This is a genomic window from Lacticaseibacillus sp. 22 (assembly GCF_055413445.1).
Window position 1 is genome coordinate 14,825 of sequence record NZ_JBVAYD010000028.1, and the last position, 18,754, is coordinate 33,578.

Annotated in this window: 18 protein-coding genes, 1 pseudogene and 1 riboswitch; of the genes and pseudogenes, 13 read left to right on the forward strand and 6 right to left on the reverse strand. The window is 48.4% G+C overall.

All coding sequences use genetic code 11. The features are described from left to right. Positions 1–15: 15 nt before the first annotated feature. The gene (gene pepT, locus ACWP87_RS11415) at positions 16–1,263 is read right to left on the reverse strand and encodes a peptidase T (RefSeq protein WP_014569024.1); all 1,248 of its coding nucleotides are present in this window, start codon (positions 1,261–1,263) and stop codon (positions 16–18) included. Between the two features lie 112 nt (positions 1,264–1,375). Here pepT and ACWP87_RS11420 point away from each other — a divergent pair, with 112 nt between their 5' ends. Then, the gene (locus ACWP87_RS11420; protein ID WP_014569025.1) at positions 1,376–3,016 is read left to right on the forward strand and encodes a peptide ABC transporter substrate-binding protein; all 1,641 of its coding nucleotides are present in this window, start codon (positions 1,376–1,378) and stop codon (positions 3,014–3,016) included. An 86-nt stretch (positions 3,017–3,102) separates the two neighbouring features. Here the strand turns inward: ACWP87_RS11420 and ACWP87_RS11425 are convergent, their stop codons facing one another. From ACWP87_RS11425 to ACWP87_RS11435, 3 genes are all read right to left on the reverse strand, one after another. Beyond that, positions 3,103–3,747, reverse strand: coding sequence for a GNAT family N-acetyltransferase (locus ACWP87_RS11425; protein ID WP_014569026.1), 645 nt, complete (start codon positions 3,745–3,747; stop codon positions 3,103–3,105). Positions 3,748–3,912: 165 nt separating this feature from the next. Continuing rightward, positions 3,913–4,125: a hypothetical protein gene (locus tag ACWP87_RS11430; RefSeq protein WP_015764833.1), complete on the reverse strand. Its 213-nt coding sequence runs from the start codon at positions 4,123–4,125 to the stop codon at positions 3,913–3,915. A gap of 629 nt (positions 4,126–4,754) precedes the next feature. Next, entirely contained in the window at positions 4,755–6,560 is a 1,806-nt protein-coding gene (locus ACWP87_RS11435; protein WP_014569029.1) for an ABC transporter ATP-binding protein, read from the reverse strand. Positions 6,561–6,687: 127 nt separating this feature from the next. Beyond that, positions 6,688–6,777: riboswitch (TPP riboswitch) on the forward strand. A gap of 200 nt (positions 6,778–6,977) precedes the next feature. Here ACWP87_RS11435 and ACWP87_RS11440 point away from each other — a divergent pair. The 12 genes and pseudogenes from ACWP87_RS11440 (at position 6,978) to rbsK (ending at position 17,681) form a co-directional block, all read left to right on the forward strand. Beyond that, positions 6,978–7,544 carry an ECF transporter S component gene (locus tag ACWP87_RS11440; RefSeq protein ID WP_014569030.1) on the forward strand — a complete coding sequence of 189 codons (567 nt, stop codon included), beginning with the start codon at positions 6,978–6,980 and terminating at the stop codon, positions 7,542–7,544. A gap of 6 nt (positions 7,545–7,550) precedes the next feature. Then, positions 7,551–8,894, forward strand: coding sequence for an ABC transporter ATP-binding protein (locus ACWP87_RS11445; RefSeq protein WP_014569031.1), 1,344 nt, complete (start codon positions 7,551–7,553; stop codon positions 8,892–8,894). Between the two features lie 4 nt (positions 8,895–8,898). Continuing rightward, entirely contained in the window at positions 8,899–9,546 is a 648-nt protein-coding gene (locus tag ACWP87_RS11450) for an energy-coupling factor transporter transmembrane component T (protein ID WP_014569032.1), read from the forward strand. A 114-nt stretch (positions 9,547–9,660) separates the two neighbouring features. Next, positions 9,661–10,353, forward strand: a complete 693-nt coding sequence (gene tenA, locus ACWP87_RS11455; RefSeq protein WP_014569033.1) for a thiaminase II — start codon at positions 9,661–9,663, stop codon at positions 10,351–10,353. Continuing rightward, entirely contained in the window at positions 10,334–10,834 is a 501-nt protein-coding gene (gene thiW, locus ACWP87_RS11460) for an energy coupling factor transporter S component ThiW (protein WP_014569034.1), read from the forward strand. The genes tenA and thiW overlap by 20 nt, the downstream gene beginning before the upstream one ends. 50 nt (positions 10,835–10,884) lie before the next feature. Continuing rightward, positions 10,885–11,724, forward strand: a complete 840-nt coding sequence (gene thiM / locus ACWP87_RS11465; protein ID WP_014569035.1) for a hydroxyethylthiazole kinase — start codon at positions 10,885–10,887, stop codon at positions 11,722–11,724. Beyond that, positions 11,721–12,350 (forward strand): thiamine phosphate synthase, encoded by a 630-nt coding sequence (thiE, locus tag ACWP87_RS11470; RefSeq protein WP_014569036.1) that lies wholly within the window; start codon positions 11,721–11,723, stop codon positions 12,348–12,350. The genes thiM and thiE overlap by 4 nt, the downstream gene beginning before the upstream one ends. A gap of 1 nt (position 12,351) precedes the next feature. Then, entirely contained in the window at positions 12,352–13,203 is an 852-nt protein-coding gene (thiD, locus tag ACWP87_RS11475) for a bifunctional hydroxymethylpyrimidine kinase/phosphomethylpyrimidine kinase (RefSeq protein WP_014569037.1), read from the forward strand. Between the two features lie 389 nt (positions 13,204–13,592). After that, positions 13,593–15,041, forward strand: a complete 1,449-nt coding sequence (locus ACWP87_RS11480; RefSeq protein ID WP_014569038.1) for an APC family permease — start codon at positions 13,593–13,595, stop codon at positions 15,039–15,041. Positions 15,042–15,454: 413 nt separating this feature from the next. Next, positions 15,455–16,474: a ribose utilization transcriptional repressor RbsR gene (rbsR, locus tag ACWP87_RS11485; protein ID WP_014569039.1), complete on the forward strand. Its 1,020-nt coding sequence runs from the start codon at positions 15,455–15,457 to the stop codon at positions 16,472–16,474. 33 nt (positions 16,475–16,507) lie between these two features. After that, positions 16,508–16,573: pseudogene (locus ACWP87_RS11490) on the forward strand (D-ribose pyranase); the annotation flags it as partial. A 166-nt stretch (positions 16,574–16,739) separates the two neighbouring features. After that, a complete protein-coding gene (gene rbsK, locus ACWP87_RS11495; RefSeq protein ID WP_014569041.1) occupies positions 16,740–17,681 on the forward strand; it encodes a ribokinase in 942 nt (313 codons plus the stop codon). Between the two features lie 105 nt (positions 17,682–17,786). Here the strand turns inward: rbsK and ACWP87_RS11500 are convergent, their stop codons facing one another. Together ACWP87_RS11500 and ACWP87_RS11505 are read right to left on the reverse strand one after the other, a co-directional pair. Then, a complete protein-coding gene (locus ACWP87_RS11500; RefSeq protein ID WP_014569042.1) occupies positions 17,787–18,089 on the reverse strand; it encodes a helix-turn-helix domain-containing protein in 303 nt (100 codons plus the stop codon). Between the two features lie 164 nt (positions 18,090–18,253). Next, positions 18,254–18,754, reverse strand: a 501-nt coding sequence (locus ACWP87_RS11505) for a rhomboid family intramembrane serine protease (protein WP_031541850.1), incomplete at its 5' end; no start/stop codon positions are given.

Here is an 18,754-nt window from a genome sequence, read left to right on the forward strand (position 1 = left end):
AAAATGAATCCTTAACTACGCAATATCGCCATCTGCGTTTAACTGCGCCATATGAATCAAGGTCTCGGCAATTTTACCCATTGCTTCTGTTGAGACGACTTCATACGGGCCGTGGAAGTTAATGCCACCGTTAAATAAGTTAGGAGTAGGGATACCTTGATAAGTAATCTTTGAGCCATCGGTGCCGCCGCGGAATGGAACGGTTTTAGGCGTCAGACCAGCTGCTTTGATGCCAGCTTCAGCCAAGCGGAGCGGGTAAGGATCTTTATTAATAATATCGGCCATATTGTAATATTGGTCGTGCATTTCGACTTTAAGCCGCGGGTGGTCAAATTGAGCGTTTAGTTCATCAATCGTCTTTTGGAAGTAAGCTTTGCGGGCTTCGAATTGTTGATGATCAAAGTCGCGAATAATGTAGACCAACTCTGCATCACTGATTTCGCCGTGGAATTTCAGAAGTAAAAAGTAGCCTTCATGTCCGGCGCTGAATTCCGGCCGATCAAATGCCGGTAATGCGGCATCGAGCTGACGGCCTAAGGTGTTGGCATTGACCATCAATCCCTTGGCCTCGCCGGGATGAACCGAAGTCCCTTCAATGGTGACGGTGGCTTGAGCAGCGTTAAAAGTCTCGTATTCAATTTGCCCGGGATCACCATTATCCAAGGTATACGCAAAGTCGGTTGCAAAGCCTTTCGCATCAAACTTATCGGCCCCAACTCCGATTTCTTCATCCGGACCGAAGCCAAATTTAATCAGGCCGTGTTTGACTTCCGGGTGAGCCAACAAATAACGAGCGGCCGCAACTGCCCCGGCAATCCCGGCCTTATCATCAACACCCAGTAACGTCGTGCCGTCGCTGGTGATTAAGGTCTGACCAAAATATTGCTTCAACGCGGGGAACTGTTCAACTGTGAGACTCAAGCCATTGGCAAAGTTGATCGGTTTGCCATCGTAATGCGGATGGACTTGTGGCTGCACATTCTCGGCGTTGTAATCAGCCGTATCCAAATGCGCGATGATGCCGAAGCTTTTGACCGGCTTATCAGTGTTGGCCGGCAAGGTGGCGGTGACAAAGCCATTTTCCGGGTTTAAGCCAACGTCTTGGAGTCCGAGTTCTTGCAGCTGGGTTACTAATAACTTGGCCAGTTCGGTTTGGCCAGGCGTTGATGGGGTGGTGGCGCGTCCCGGATAAGACCGGGTGTTGATTTTGGCATAGCGAATGAAATCTGTTTGGATTTGGTTCAAATCAAGTTCAATTGTCAATGAGAATCCCTGCCTTTTTGATGAGAAAAATATTAATATTCCATTGCAATTAGTGTGAGACTGGCTTAGTATTTTGTCAATAGCACAATAAGGGAATTATTGGAGGGCGCATATGAAAATATCCAAAAAATGGACGCTAGTGTTGCCGGTTGCTGCTGTACTGCTTCTGGCCGCCGGATGTTCGTCAAGTAGCAGTAGCAGCAGTGGCAAGTCGAGCACTAACCAGACGCTTAACTGGTCGGAAACCTCGTCAATCGTCACTAACGATCCATCGCAATCAACTGACACGGTATCGTTTCAGACGATGACCAACACGCAGGAAGGGATTTATCGGTTAACGGATAAAGGCCAAAAGCCGCAGTTGGCCTTGGCGAAGAAAGTGACGACCAGTCAAGATGGGCTGACCTATCATGTCACATTGCGCAATGCTAAGTGGAGCAATGGCGATCCGATTACGGCGCAGGATTTTGTCTATAGTTGGCAGCGCACGGTTGATCCTAAGACCAAAGCCACCGATGCCTTTTATTTTGCTCCGGTTAAAAATGCCAATGCAATCATTAAGGGTACGAAACCGGCCAGCGATCTGGGCATTAAAGCCACGGATAAACATCACCTAACCATCACGTTGGAAAATCCGACTGCTTACTTCAAGAAGTTGCTAGCCTTCCCACTGTATTATCCGCAAAATCAAAAAGTGGTGGAAAAATACGGCAAGAAATTTGGAACTTCGGCAACCACCCAGGTTTATAGTGGGCCGTTTAAGCTGACCAAATGGAACGGGACGGGTGATAGCTGGACGTTGGTTAAGAACCCGCAGTATTGGGATAAAAAACATGTGAAGCTGGCCAAGATCAATGAAACCGTCATTAAAGATGTTCAAACCGGCATGAATCTATATCAAACGAAGAAACTGGATTCGATCGTGCTGACTGGCGAACAGGCAGCCGCACATCTGAATGACAAAGACGCGGTTAAGCGCATTTCCTCCAATATGACCCGCGTGGACTTGAATCAAAAACAAGTACCAGCCTTCAAAAATGTTAAAGTGCGCCAAGCCTTTTCTCTGATGATTAATCGTGCCGCACTGACAAAGAAGGTTCTGAAAGATGGCTCCAAGCCAGCCTTGGGTTTTGTTCCAATTGGACTGCATACGAACCAGAAAACCGGTGCCGACTTTGCCAAAACCACGCAGGTGAAAAGTGCGGTTGCTTACGACAAGGACAAAGCCAAGAAATTGTTTGAAGCAGGGATGAAAGAAGCCGGTCAAAGCCAGCTCAACTTGACCCTGTTAGCAGATGATGCAGATGTTTCCAAGCAGGTAGCCGAATACTTGCAAGGCGCGTTTGAAGATTTGCCAAATGTCAAAGTGACGATTAAGAGCATCCCCAAGGCCCAACGCCTGCAAGCAATGATGTCAAGCAACTACGATATGGTCGTCACCGGCTGGCAATCCATCTTTGCGGACGCGTACAACTTCTTGGATGTGTGGATCAGCAATTCCAGCTACAACACATCCGGTTACAAAGATGACAAACTGGATCAGCTGTTGAGTGAAACGGAAACCAAGTACGGCAATGAACCCCAGAAACGCTGGACCATGTTGCAGGATGCCGAAAAGATCTTGATGAAAGACCAAGGTACGCTGCCGTTGTATCAAGCCAATAACTTGCAGCTATTGCGGTCAAGTGTCAAAGGTGTATCGTTTAATCCTAACGGGACACCATATGACTTTAAAACTGCATACATCCAATAATATTGGGATAACAAAAAAGCCCGCCATGCTAGTGACACGGAGATTAACCGTGAAGCATGACGGGCTTTTTGCATTCATTGACAAAATTATTTCAAGATGGAGTGACTCAAAATATAAAAAGCTTCCTGACTAGCTTGATGATGCTTGGGCTTTTCCGGGAACCCCTCATCGAATTTGCGTGCGTCCGCGGGGTCATAAGTCATGGCGGGACTTTCATGGTAGAACCACTTCTGCCCGGCTAGCGTTTGCGGCTGCAACTCTTTGACTAACATCGCGGTTGGTTGGGTATTGTCCGCCGCCCAAACGTTGAATTTTTGACAGCTTTGAAAGCCGCGGGCGACGTAATTGTCAGGATCGCCAAAAATGACAATCGCGCCATAGCCAAGGTTGGCTGCTTGCTGCATGGATGCTTCGATTAGTTGCTTTCCGAACCCACGTCGCTGATAAGCTGGCGTGATACTGACCGGTCCGAATGTCACAATAGGCTTCTCCAAACCGGTTGCAGTCACCAATTTACTCTTGGTATACATGATGTTGCCAATAATCTGTCCGTCCAGCGTTATGACAAGATCCAGTTCAGGAATGAAGTCAGCGTGATCGCGTAAAATATGGGCTAGATAATGTTCATCGGCCCCAGGCACATAAAGATTCCAGAAAGCATTGCGATGAATGGTTTCAACTGTCCGGTAATCGGATGGCTGTTCAGTACGAATGGTGATGTTTGTGGTCAAGATTAAGTCTCCTAAGAAAAGTTGTAATTCGGGACTACTTTTATTTGGAATAAAAATTTTTAGAGAAAAATTTAATCAGAAAAAAGTAATTATAAAAGTGTGGGAAAAGCTCGGGAATGAGGCACTTACATAAAGTGCGAAATAAAAATCGAAACTGCCGTTATCTTACGCAGCTTCGGCAAGATAACGGCCAATCTGATAAGCTGAGGCCAGCAGATAAGGATAATGAGCGGTGGTACCTGATTCAGAAAGTAGGTGGTGTGTATGGGCAAATTGTCGATAACCCACACATTGATGAGAAAGGTGCACCTGTTTGTCAGTGATCGATGTTGTAACAGCGATCACGGCCTGCGTTTGTTCGTTGGTAGTCTTAGTCATTGGGGTAACTCAGTTGATCAAGGCGACGACCAAGCTGCTTCATGCAGTAAACGAACTCATGCAGGCGCTCGAATTATTTCGAGAAAAATAGGCAAACTAAAAGCCGCAATTCCTTCGCTGGGATGCCGCGGCTTTTAGTTGCCTAATCCTAGTTACCATCGTTCATTAGATGGGTCTGCAAGGGCGAATGCCCAGCCGTCGTGCTCGAACGCGACGGCTTTTTGCTTGCTTTAAGTATAGCATGGCAGCTCAGAATATTTCTAGTCAGACGACAAAAAATATGTTGAGTGATTGGTTGAGGCAATATGCGAACTCATACAGGCGCTCGAATTATTTCGAGAAAAATAGGCAAACTAAAAGCCGCAAGTCCTTCCCCGGGATTCGGCGGCTTTTAGTTGCTTAATTCCAAGTGCCATCGTTCATTAGATGGGTCTGGAAGGGCGAATGCCCGGCCGTCGTGCGCAAACGCGACGGCTTTTTGCTTGCCGTAAGTATAGCATGGCAGCTCAGAATATTTCTAGTCAGACAGTTGTAAAATTTCAAAAGATGATTTCTAAGTGAACGTCCGATACATTTGATAGATGAAAGATAACTCATGTTTCATTCAAATTCGTTTCCTGACATGGCAATTATTCAGTTTCAGACTGCGAAAGCCCTTTAACGTAGCCTTCTGCCTGCATTCGGTACATTTCGGCATAGGCTGCATTCGTTTGCATCAGCACTTGATGGGGCGCAAAGCCAACAACCTTGCCGGCCTTAAGGAATAACACTTTGTCTGCCATCGTTACGGAAGAAAGTCGATGGGTGACAAAAAGAACGGTTTTATTTTGACTTAGCTCGGCAAAATGTTGATAAATTTCAAACTCACTGCGCGGATCAATTGCAGCGGTTGGTTCATCCAGAATCGCTAGGTGGGCATGGTCGTCATTTAAGAAAGCCCGGGCTATGGCAATTTTTTGCCACTGGCCACCAGAGATTTCAATGCCATCTTCATATTGCTTGCCAAAATGCGTTTGCAAGTCAATCTGCTGGTTTGAAAAGTTATCCCATGCGCTGGCTTTTTTCAGTGCCAATTCAACATTCTGCGCGTTAAAGTTTGGCAGATCGGCAATGCCCACGCTTTCCAGCAGTGACAAGTTGAACTTGGAATAATCTTGAAAGACAACGCGAATTTGGTGGCGATAAGCATCGACGTTTAATTGCTCTATCGGCGTACCGTTAATTAAAATCTGACCCGAAGAAACATCGTATAGGCGTAATAAGAGCTTAACCAGCGTGGACTTACCAGAGCCGTTTTCGCCCACAACCGCCACAGTTGTACCGGGATCAAGCTTAAAATTGACGTGTTGCAAAACGGTTTTGTGATTCGTTTCGGGGTAAGCAAAAGAAACATCGCGAAATTCAATTGCAAATGGTTTGTCTGGCAAAGCTGCGGCATTTTGGGGTGTGGTTAAGACGTCTTTCTTGTTCAAAAATTGATAATACTTCTGCATAAATAACAACGTATCATACAACAGGCTTGAGCTTTCGACTAAACTTCCCAGACTTTGGGACAACGAAACGACGGTCACTGCAAATGTGAGTAAGGAAGCCACGGGATAGTTGCCACTTTGAATGCCAACGATGACTAAATACAGTGAAGCAACCAGCGCCACCCCGTTGATGAAGGCATAGACGCCTGAAATACGCATTTGCTTCAAACGGACTTGACTGAGGCGACGGTGAATTTGCTGGAATGTATGCTGATACTTCTTGATAAAAAAATCAAAGGCATTAAAAATCCGAACTTCCTTGGCATCCGTATTCGCCAGTAACGTTTTGGCGTAGTATTGCATTTTACGGGATTGCGGGCTTCGGTCCACCATCGTTTCAAAGGCGTCTTGTTGGATCTTATAGGTGAAAATTGCTTGCGGAATAATCGGTAATAAAACCAATAAGATCACAACAAAATTAAACTGTGACAATAAGACGATGTATGACACGATTGATAAGGTTCCCCGCAGAAGATCAAGGCCGAAAACGATCAGGTTAACCGGCCGCCAGCTGGCTTGGGACCGAATAAACTCCAGCTCGTCATAATAGGTCGCTGTTTCAAATGTTGCGATGCCTTTGAGCTTTTTGGCGTGTGCCATCAAGGCTAAATTGATATGCGCGACAAGTTGGTCTGTCAGTAAGCCTTGCGTTAACGTGACAACCGGCCCGGCAATACCCAAGGCGATCACCGAGACACTCCAAACGACAGCTGGTGCGAGCGGTGAATCGTGGTGACTTAATGCAGTCAAAAGTGCCTGAGAACCGGCAATCGTTGCTGCAGGCAGAATGGACTGAATGGGCACCAGAATAAAAAGAATGGTTGCGTACAAAGGTGAGGCTTTAAAGAACTCGCGCAAACTCTTCCAGTATAAGTTTAGAAAATTGGCTAAGGTTTTAACCATGCTCGCACCTTCTTATCGTTTTCTAATATTTAGGACGATTATAGCATGTGATGGCACGCGGCATACAGTTGATTTCCAAGTGCTAGCGGTTTCAAATAAAACATGCTATACTGCCTTTACAATCGAATAGAAACATTTGGGGTGCTGAAAAGCTGAGATAATACCCATGGAACCTGATGCAGTTAGTACTGCCGCAGGGAAATGTCGCTAAGATCAATCGTTTTATGACGATGCTTATTTGTGATTTCATGGACCCCGCCAGTGTTTGGTGCCGGGTCCTTTTTCTTTGAGTTGACCTGTTCGCTAACCGATTGGCGGGAGAAGTTGATGGAGATTCACACATAAACATGGTTATGACTGATTGTGACTGCTTAGGCCCCCGTCTGTCTTTTGTTCGAAGAAAGAGGGGCTTTTTTGATGGATAGATGGTCTTTGCGTGACGTGGTCTTGTTGGCGTTTTTAGCCTTCTTGTTTGGCGGTGTCTTCATGGGTGCCGATGCAATTTATGCCGTGTTGGCGGCGGCTTTGACACCACTGGGCTATGCACCTTTTGCTAACGAGATTCTGTTTGGCATGTGGGTGATGGCTGCACCGATGACGACCATGCTGTTGCGGAAGAAAGGGAGTTCAATTCTTGGTGAGTGTTTGGCTGCGTTGGCCGAAATGCTTTATGGCTCTTATTTTGGCCCTGCCGTTTTGCTATCCGGTTTTGTTCAGGGACTAGGTAGCGAGGCCGGATTTATTGTGACGCGATACCGGCGCTATGACACGGTGAGCTTGCTTTTGGCGGCAGTGGGCACCACCTTGTTTAGTTTCACTTATGAATACTTCAAGCTGGGTTATGGCGCGTACAGCTTCGGCATGATCTTAGGCTTGGTCACGGTACGTTTATTGTCCGTCATTTTCTTTGGCGTCGTTTTGGTGCAGTTGGTCATGAAGCTTTACGAGCAAGCAGCTGGTGTCAAGCGCCTTGCTGGCAGGTAAAAGTCAATGGGAATTAGGTTGAAAGATTTACAGTTCCACCGGGAAACGCCGCTGTTTGATCACCTGAGTTTTGAGTTTGCGACAGGTGCGTTAACGGTCCTGACAGGTGATAGCGGCAGTGGCAAATCCACATTACTCAATTTAATCGCCGGGTTTGCGCCAATGACCTATTCCGGCACGATTTTACTTGATAATCATGATCTCAGCGGAGCCAGTATGCAGGCAAAAGCGCAGCAGGTCGGCATGTTGTTCCAAAATCCTGATCAACAATTTACCATGCGGACGTTAAGCGGCGAACTCGCCTTTGCGTTGGAGAATCTCGGCTTGTCTGCAGCAGCCATGGCCCAAAGAAGTAAGCAGGCCGTGGCACTGGGCGATACGCAAGCGTTGTTAAATCGTGACTTGCAGACACTTTCCGGTGGTGAAAAGCAGCGGGCAGCATTAACCGTTTTGCTAGCAATGAATCCGCCCATTTTATTGCTGGATGAACCGTTTGCCAGTATTGATCCGGTCAGCCGCCAGCAGTTGATTACCAAGTTAGGCCGATTGCGCGATGCTGGTAAAACGATTGTGATTGCGGATCACGATTTGCGTGATTACGCCGGAGTAGCCGATGCGCTAGTTGCTTTGAAAGACGGCCAGCTGACCAGGCTGCCACTCACAACTTTGACCACGATTCCCACCCGGTTTGACTTAACCCAAGCCAATGCAGCCACCGTTTCGTTGCTACGATTTGACCAAGTTGTCTGCGCCCGGAATCACCAAATTTTGGTGCAGGCTCCGACATGGCAGTTTAATACCGGTATCACGACTTTGACAGGCGCTAATGGTAGCGGCAAGTCAACCTTGCTGCGGGCAATGGTGCAGTTGCATCCGTATCGCGGCCGGATGTTTCTCGACAGCCGCCGATTACGCCGCACTAAAAAACTGTACCGGACGATGACATTGGCGGTACAGGATGCCGGCAAGCAGTTTGTCACATTGACTCCCGCCGATGAACTTGCATTTGGGCCAGCCTTGACGCCAAAAGTACGCAAACGCCAGGCAGCTGCCCTTGCCTATTTGGGACTGACAGGAAAACAAACCGGCAGCCTGTATCACTTGAGCGAAGGCCAGAAAAAAATGGTGCAGCTGATCGCAATGTTAAGCCTGGAGCGAACTTTTTTGCTGTTAGATGAACCGTTTAGCGGCTTAGATGAACGTGCCTGTGCATTCTTTGCCGCGTGGATCAAGGAAAAAGCAGCTAAGCAGGCGTTTTTGATTGTGACGCACCGACTGGCTCCGCTAGCTGGCATCAGTCACCAGCATGTGGCACTTGCCGATCACCGGTTACACATTCTACAGGAGTGACATGATGCCAGTAAAAAAGACCAATGCAGTGAATCTGAGTTTATTTATTCTGCTGCTGACACTTGAAATATCTTTCAGCCATGCGGTGAGTCTTAATGTAGCGTTGATCGGACTGGCAAGCGGTTTTTTAATATGGCGGCGGGCGTTTAACAGTCTCGTCGTTTTGGCCTTGTTACCGTTGATCCCGGCTGCCAGCACGTACTGGGCAATTACCCTGCATGGTACGGATACGACTTACGCTTTGTTGCTGTGGGTTCGCACCTATGCTTTCACCGCGTTGGGGTTGGTGTTTCTTATCGGGGTTGACTTAGAGACCTTGCTGTTATGGCTGGAGCAGCATAAATTATCCCCTAATTTTGTTTACGGATTACTGGTTGTGATTCACGCCTTGCCGCAAATCATGCATGAAGTGGCTGCTATTCGTGAAGCGAGTCTGTTACGTGGCCAAAAGTTGCACGCGTGGTCGCCGATGATTTATGTGAAGGTGATTTTTGTGGCCATGTCGTGGCAGGACCAGTACGTCAAAGCCATGTATGCCCATGGTTATACCGAAGGAGCAGCGCGAACGGTTCACCAAACCATCCGTAGTTCATGGTGCGGCTTGATCGCCATGGTGGGGGGCTTTGTCCTTTTGAATCTAATTGCCCGTTAGTTTGAGGATCAAAAAGAGGTGGTCGCGCGGTGTTTAAGCGATTGTGCAGGGACCGACACCGCCCGCGACAGATTAACGCGTACTACAACAAAGTCATTAAATGAAGGAGTGCTTATGAAATTTTCCAAAATTGCCCGGCAACAAGTTGTGCCGTACTGGGAAGGCAGTTTTTCCCATCCGTTTTTGACTGAATTGCAAGCCGGGACGCTTGATCCGGCCATTTTCCGCTATTATCTCATTCAAGATGCGTATTATTTAAAACATTTTAGTCGGTTGTATGCGTTAATCGCCCAGCAGGCTCAGGAATCAGACCTGAAAGCTTATGCAGCGCAATCCGCCGCGGGACTGGCAGAAGGCGAGTTGGCGGTGCGGCGGGACTTTTTTGACACGCTGATGATCACCGACGTCGAAGTGGCAGCAACTGCCATTGCGCCGACCGCCTACCATTATGTATCGCATATGTATCGCCAATTAGTTGCCGGAACGCCGCACGTGGCCATCGCGGGGATGTTGCCGTGTCCGTGGTTATATCAAGAAGTCGGGCAATATCTAGCCCAGCGCCAATCACCGGTGCCAATTTATCAACGCTGGATTGAAACATACAGCGGAGCGGCCAACGCGGATGATCAGCAGGCCGCGGTGGCATTGGTCGATCGATTATACGATCACAGCACATCGGCAGAACAGCAGCAGATGCTAGCCGCTTTTCGAATCAGTACTCAGATGGAATACAGCTTTTGGGAGATGGCCTATCACCTGGAAAAGTGGCCGGAAGGGAGTCGCAACAATGACGCAAAATCGCGTTAAACGGCTAGCAATATTGGCCATGATGATCGCATTGGACGTGGTGTTGTCACCTTTATTTCGAATTGAAGGGATGGCGCCGATGTCGAGTGTTGTCAATGTTGTTGCTGCCGTTGTTATGGGGCCGCTTTATGCCACAGTTATGGCCTTTGCCTGTGCGCTGCTGCGGATGACATTATTGGGCATCCCGCCGCTTGCTTTAACCGGCGCGGTGTTTGGCGCACTGTTGGCTGGAATCGGTTATCGCATTGGCAGGCGGTCGGTATGGGCAGCAGCTGGTGAAATCCTCGGCACCGGTTTGATTGGCTCGCTGTTGTCATACCCGGTGATGGTTTGGTTCACCGGCAGCAGTCAGTCGCTATACTGGTTCGTCTACACACCGCGATTTTTCGGCGGCGCGATTTCCGGCTCGCTGATTGCCTTGTTTGTGTTATACGAACTTGACCATAGTGGCTTAACCCGCCGGCTGCAAAAGATCTTTTAACCGCTTTACCCGCACTTCAAAAAGAATAATTTATAGGAGGCACATACCCCATGAATCAATCCGTAACCACAAGCTTTAAACAGGCGTTTGAATCCGCCTTGCCACTGACTTCATCGCCGTTAGTTCAATGCATTACCAATGAAATTACAGTCGAGTCCATGGCCAATGCGCTTTTGTACATTGATGCCAAGCCGGTAATGGCCGATGCCGTGCAGGAATTTCCGGAATTTTTTGCCCAAAATAATGCCTTACTGCTTAACTTGGGACATATCTCGCCAGAACGTGAAAAGAGTCTGCTAGCGGCGGGTAGTTTTGCGGCTGAAACGCATACCCCGGTTGTGGTTGATCTGGTCGGTGTTTCCGCCACCCAATTGCGATATGAATTAGGGCATCAGTTGTTGGCGAATCACCCGAATGTGGTTAAAGGCAATATTTCCGAGATGCGCCGCTTTAGTGGTCTGAAAAGTACCGGCCGCGGGGTGGATGGCAGCCAGCTAGATCAAAGCCCTGCCGCATTTTCCGAACTTGCTGAAGCGCTGAAGCAGTTGACCCGGCGTTTTCCCGCGACCACTTTTTTGGCAACCGGGCAAACAGACTTGGTGGTCAGCGCTCATGGCCAGTGGCGCCTGGAAAATGGCGTCTTGCAACTGGATCGCTTCACGGGAACCGGTGATATTGTTGGTGCTTTGATTGCAGCGCTGCTTGGGGTAGGGCTCACAAACGATGCAGCTGTGGTCGTTGCCGTTAGCTATTTTAATTGTTGCGGTGAAGTGGCCGCAGCCGAAAACACCGGCGGCCTCGCGTCATTTAGAGAGAGGACACTGGATCAATTATCCTTGTTGGCAACGCATCAAGATTGGATTCAAAAGGTGAAAGGACAGGCACTATGAATGCAGAAGCTTTACAACTTTATTTAGTCACCAACCGGTACGCCGATTCGCCTGAAGTTTTTTTAGCCAAGATTGCCGCGGCGTGTGAAAATGGCGTCACAATGGTGCAATTACGGGAAAAAAGCCTAACAACCCGTGATTATTACGCGCTGGCAAAACAGGTTAAATTGATCACCGACCGCTATCGAATTCCGTTGATCATTGATGACCGGGTGGATGTTTGTCTAGCAGTCGACGCAGCCGGGGTGCATATTGGCGATGATGAATTACCGGTTGCGGTTACGCGGCAGTTGCTTGGTCCCGACAAAATACTGGGCGTCTCGACCAAAACAGTTGCGACTGCCACCGCTGCAGTTACGGCCGGTGCTGATTATCTTGGGGTGGGCGCTATTTTTCCAACCCAAACCAAGGCCGCTGCTCCGTTGACGTCACTTGCAACGCTAAAAGCAATCACAGCGGCAGTTTCAGTTCCGATAGTGGCGATTGGTGGGATTAAGGCGGATAATCTTGACACCTTTAAGGCAACCGGAATTGCCGGCGTGGCGATTGTCAGCGAGATCATGCAGGCTTCGGATACGGCACAGAAGGTCCAGACTCTCAGCGCTAAACTGAAAGAGGTGTTATAAAATGAGGATTAACAGCACGCCTCAAGTCGTCACCATTGCTGGATCGGATTCAGGCGGTGGTGCCGGTATGCAGGCGGATCTCAAAACCTTTCAGGCACGTCATGTGTTTGGCATGAGTATTGTGGTGGCACTCACGGCGCAAAACACATACGGCGTCCAAGCCAGTTTGCCGATTCCTGACGATTTCATTGATGCACAATTTCAATCATTGGCGGCAGACTTTGCGATCAAGGCATGCAAAACCGGCATGTTAGCCGATAGTGAGCATGTGAACGCCGTTGTCCGTAATCTTAAACAGGTCAATTTCGGTCCGTTGATCGTGGACCCCGTTATGGTCGCAAAAGGCGGGGCAACGCTGCTGGCACCGGAAGCCGTTGCAACGATTAAGCAGGAACTATTGCCGCTAGCCGATGCGGTGACGCCGAACTTGCCGGAAGCAGAAATCATTGTGGGGCATCCCATTAAGCGTGAAACCGATATGACAGCGGCAGCGCAAACGATTCAGGAACTCGGCGTCAAAAATGTCATCATCAAAGGTGGCCACCGTCAAGATGCCCAAGCTTCAGACTTCATTTTGTTAGCAGACGGCAGCAGTTTTTGGGTACGGTCGCCACGCATCGCCACTGGCAATACGCACGGTACCGGCGACACTTTTTCCGCCTGTATTGCGGCCGAATTGGCAAAGGGCGAGTCACTGAAGAAGGCGATTATCACAGCCAAAGCATTTCTTGAAGGCGCCATTAGCCAAGGCATTTTTGTGGGCCATGGACACGGGCCGACCAATCATTGGGCAACGTTAAGCGAAGACGTTCAGGTGAGCGCGGTAAAATCATCGTCTAGTTTGCAGGGATAGCAACCTAGCCAGAGGCATCGAAAGTAAGTCACTCATTATGATGGGGTGGCTTATTTTTTAGTAAAAATATTTTTATAAAACGCTACCAATTCCCGTGTAACAACGATCTGAAACGTTGGTATAGACTGGCACAGCGCTGTGAAACACTATTATTTTTATGAAGCTTCATTTATACTTACGGCAAGGAGATGCGAGGTTCTCGATCGGCGTTCAAAAGCGTGGCTGACTGTCTGGTTTACCGTCATTAAATCGGTGGATGACCGGTGATTAAAATGGCATTCGGACACGTTTAACCTGACGATCAGAACCCACGCAAGTCAGCTTGGTGCCCGGGTAACTGGAAGCTTAAGCGACCCGCACTCCTAGTTTGTATTTGGAGGCAATAAATTGTGCAAGAAAATGAACTGACACCCCAGCGTTATATGAGCTGGCCAGTTTTGAGTTTACTTGTTTTTATTACGGTTATTGGTTTTGAAAACATCTTCTACCCATTTCAAAATCAAGGCCTGTCTGTTGTGATCAACTGGGTGATTTTATTAATCGTCTACATCGTCCCGTACGCGCTGATTGCGGCACAGCTGGGGACGACTTTTACCCGGGCTGATGAAGGTGGCGGGTTGGCAACCTGGATGCGGCGGACGCTGGGGGATACCTGGGGTTATTGGACCAGCTGGATTTATTGGGCTCAGACGCTGCCTTATCTGGTTGACGTGTCCAATGCCGTTATCGTGGCGCTTTCGTGGATGATTCTCGGCGACAATAGCTTGGGTAAGCGGATGTCGAATCTGACATTTGGCTTGCTGACGTTTGCCATTATTCTTTTATTCATCGTCTTGGAGAATCTGTTCTCGCGGTCGCTTGAAGTAATGTCGCTTATCGGCGGAGCAGCCATGTTTTTGATGGCGGTGCTGTTTGTGGCGTTGACCGCGGCGGGATTGGCTAAGGGGATGCCTTCAGCCACGCACTTTAGTTGGGACGCATTTCGACCCCATTTTTCACTGCATTATTTTGCGACCACCGGGCTGCTGATTTTTGCCACTTCCGGTGCGGAGCTGGGGGCTACGTATATCGCGCAGTTGCGGAACCCGAAGAAGCAATTTCCTAAAGCGATGTGGGCACTGGCACTGATGACCGGGTTTTTGGTGATTTTCGGTTCGCTCGCATTAGGCGTGTGGTTCAACGCCAACCATCTGCCGGATGACTTGAAAATGAACGGCGCCTACTATGCCTTTTCCATGCTAGGTAAGGCGTGGGGCTGGGGTAAAACGCTGATGTATCTGTTTGCGGTTACGCAGCTGTTGTTCATGTTGGCTCAGCTGGCGGTATTGATTGATGCCTCTAGCCGTGTGTTGTCTGCCGATACGGCGATGCGCTTTATGCCGAAGTGGTTACTGCAGAAGAATAAGCAAGGGCGGCCAGTACATAGCTATATTTTCACCGCCTCACTTTGCTTGTTCCTGTTGTTGCTGTCGGGCACATTGCCGAACATCAATGCAATTTTCAACTGGCTGCTGAATTTAAACGGCATTGTGTCACCGTATAAAACGGCGCTCGTGTTCGTGGCCTTCCTGGCGTTGCGCGCTCAAGCCGACAAATTTACGTCCGGCTACACCTTTATCAAGAGCAAAACCGGTGCCTATCTAGTCGGCGGCTGGTGCTTCGTCTTTACCTTTATCTGTGCAACACTAGGCTTCTTACCTCAGGAAGTTGTGTTTGGAACCAACGGCTGGACCCATCAGCTCATCATGAATATCATCTCCGTCATCGTCCTCTTCGGCTTTGGTTTCATCATGCCGCTGTTGGCACGACGAGATGTGATCAAGGAAAAATTGCTGTAAGCAGCAGCTGAATCGTTATCCCGAAAAGTTTTGGGATAACGATTTATTTTTTTGCATCGAAGAAAGTGTCGGGCGCAATATGACCAACAAAAAAAGTTTCACAGATATTGAACAGAATTCACAAACTGATTGATACCACTGTTATGCAACAGAATCATGTTTTCAGCAATACAGATACGCACCTCAAGTTAACAAAAAGTCTGGTTCACACAAGATCCGTGAGATGACACTTTGCAGGCCGGTGTATAGCAGTTAATTCACCTAACAAACCAGCCTCATGTTCATTTAAGTTAAATTTGTTTCATGAAAAATGATTTGATTTAGTTGACAGCGCTTCCATGTGCGGGGTAAGCTTGGTTTGCAAGATTAAGTAAAACGTTTTACCTAACTCAGCAAATAGGGTCGTGGTTGGTGTGAAGAAGAAAGTTTCGATTACGGACGTGGCCAAGGAAACCGGGCTTTCCGTCACCACTGTTTCGCAAATTTTAAATGGCAAAGGCGCGCGGTTTAGCGAAAAGTCACGCAAACGGGTGCTGGCCGCTAAAGAAGCATTGGGCTATGAGCCGGATCTTTTTGCCCGGGGCCTGGTCGGCAAGCGCGGCAACTCAATCGGGGTCGTGATTCCCGATATGATGAACCCATTCTTCGCCAGCTTTGTCGTCAGCGTGGAAAAAGCCGCCATTCCGCGCGGGCTGTTTCCGCAAATCTTTTCGATTAATGGGTTCCATGAAAATGTTGATTATTTTATTCGACAGTTTCTGGGTGGCACCCAACGCGGTCTGATTCTTGCGGCGCCGGAAGCTTCACAGGAAATTGTCCAAAAAGTCGGGAAGCAGTTGAATCTGCCCATGGTGTTTACGGATCAGGCGACCACGCTGATGACCGGCGACAGCATTCGGATTGACGAACGGCATGCCGGGTTTCTGGTGGCCGATCACCTGTTGCAGTTGGGCCACCGCCGCATCGCATTCGTGTTACCGCAACGATTGACTGTTAACTTGAAGGATCGGATGGCAGGTTATCAGCAAGCATTTGCGCAGTATGGGGTCCAGCTAGATCCGGCGCTGATTTTCCCCAGCGCGTTTAATCCGGAAGGCGGTCGGCAAGCGGTGGCACAGATCGTCAAGACCAATGCCACGGCGATCATCGCGATCAATGATGATGTCGCCAGTGGAGTCTACCGCGGCTTGTATGAGCAACACAAGCGGATACCGGCTGACTACGCGGTGGTCGGATTCGATGATGTCAGCCAGGCACGCTTCATGACACCAGGTTTAACCACCCTCGCCCAGCCAATTGATCAGTTAGGCCAACAAGCTGTTGAACTCCTGGTTGCGCAGATGAGTGGCGAGCATAACACACGTAACACGATTGAACTGCCAGTGAAATTGGTGAAACGCGGCTCAACGAAAATAGCAAACCACCGCGGCTAATCGTCATGGCATTTTCACAAGGAGGGGGAAGCATTGAAAAAAGGGACTGTCATCAACACTCAACTGTCACAAGTGATTGCCGATATGGGGCACTTTGACGGCAAGACGATTAAGAAGAACATCGAATCGCCACTGTCATTAGTCACCACCGAGGATGCGAACAAGTAAGCTTCATGCTATGCTGGTCAAGCAATGTCGCGCGGTAAGGTAAACAAAAAAGGGGCCGAATGCGGTCCCTTTTAAATGGAAAAATGGAGGGGTCTTTATGCCTAATCATGTTGTCGTCATTGGCAGTATCAATGTGGATGCTATTTTACACATTCAACGACTGCCACAGCCGGGAGAAACAATTCAAATGGATGCTTTTTCTAAAGCTGCCGGTGGTGAGGGGGCCAATCAAGCGGTTGCGGCGGCGCGATCTGGCGCTAAGACCAGTTTCATCGGGCGTGTCGGGGATGATGCCAATGCTGCTTTCATGCGTGGCGAGTTGGTGAAAAATCAAATTGATACCCAATATGTTGCGACCACCGCAGACACGGAAACCGGACAGGCATATATTCTGCTCCAAGCATCGGGCCAAAACTCGATCATCATTCAACATGGCGCCAACTTTGAACTGACGCCAGCGGATGTGCAGCGGGCGACTGGCTTGATTCAATCGGCTGACTTTGTGGTTGCTGAACTGGAAACGCCGGTAGCTGCCACAGCCGAAGCATTCAAAATCGCCAAAGCTGCGGATAAAGTAACTATCTTAAACCCTGCACCGGCGCAAAAAGATCTGCCAGAAGCGCTGTTGAAAAATGTTGATCTAATCGCGCCCAACGAGACTGAAAGCGAATTGATTACCGGCATTCCGGTTACCGATGAAGCCAGCATGCGCCAGTCCGCCGCGTATTATCATCAACTCGGCATCCGCGGGGTGGTCATCACGCTTGGTTCGAAAGGGTCTTTCATTTCGCTGGATGGTCAGGCAACCCTCGTCCCGGCTTTCAAGGTCAAAGCTGTGGATACTACGGCAGCAGGGGATACCTTTATCGGCGCTTTAGTCAGCAACCTTCAGCCCGATCTCGGCAATATTGTCGATGCGGAAACTTACGCCAGCATGGCCAGCTCGTTTACTGTCCAGAAGCTCGGCGCATTCCCGTCGATTCCGATGGGGGATGAGGTGCGTGCGGGGTTGGCGAAGGTTAAAATGGATCCTGCGTAAGGTTAATCGTGTCCGAAGAAGATCAGTTAGACTAAAATCGCGTCAACTTCTCACAAAAAGGGGAGGTTGACGCGATTTTTAAGATTGGCGTTAGCGGCCTATCGCTTAAACTATCGAGACCTTTACTTGCTTGCCTAAAGCATTTGCGATTTTGGTTAGCGTTTCGATGCTTGTATTATTTCCTTGTTCAATACGCGCAATCGTTGTCTTAGGAACGCCTGATTTGTTTGCAAGTTCCTGTTGGCTCAATCCCGCATTTTGCCTTGCCTCTAGAACAGCGTAGGCGCTTGCCAGTTTGGCTTTTTCAGATTCGGCTAGCTTCCTGTAGCTGGAGTCTTGCATCATCTCGGCGAAGAAGGCATCCATATCCGTTGACGTTGTTTCAGTAAATTTCTTTATGTTCTTCAAGATTTTTTCTCTCCCTAACTCGGCATCCGCGGGCTGGTCATCACGCTTGGTTCGAAGGGTTCCTTCATTTCGGTGGGTATAGTAGTGTTTGTAACGGTTACTGAATCACGTTTAAAGGTAAACACAAACCTTCTCCTAATTTCTATTAGAACATTGCGTTTTAGTCAGTCAATCTGCTTAAAAAAACTGCAAAAGACCTTCTTCCAATTTCGTAATGCAAAAATCATAATTACACAAATAATTCCAGCAAGGAAGCCGGAAAGATGTGCAATTTGTACAAATTTTTGCGCGTCTGTCGCATTCTGTTTCGGCAATATTCCTAATATAAGAGTAAAGAATGCCACCGTTAAAATAGCCTTCGTAATTAAAGAAAAATCAGGTTTCTTTATTAAAAAAGCAAACACGGACATTGGGAACAAAGCATAAACTGATATAGACGCACCATAGAACAGACAAATGTATATGCTTATTCCTAAGGCTGACTGAATATACCCGCCAAACCCAAAGCAGAAAATAAGGGCTCCAATCCAACCAGAAGTAAAGAATCCAATCACAAGCGCGACACTTCCAATTTTCCATTCTATGAAGGGGCCTAGAACAACCGTTGGGAGAAGATTCCACATTAAATGATTCCATTCAAAGTGATATAGCGGACCAGTTATTAT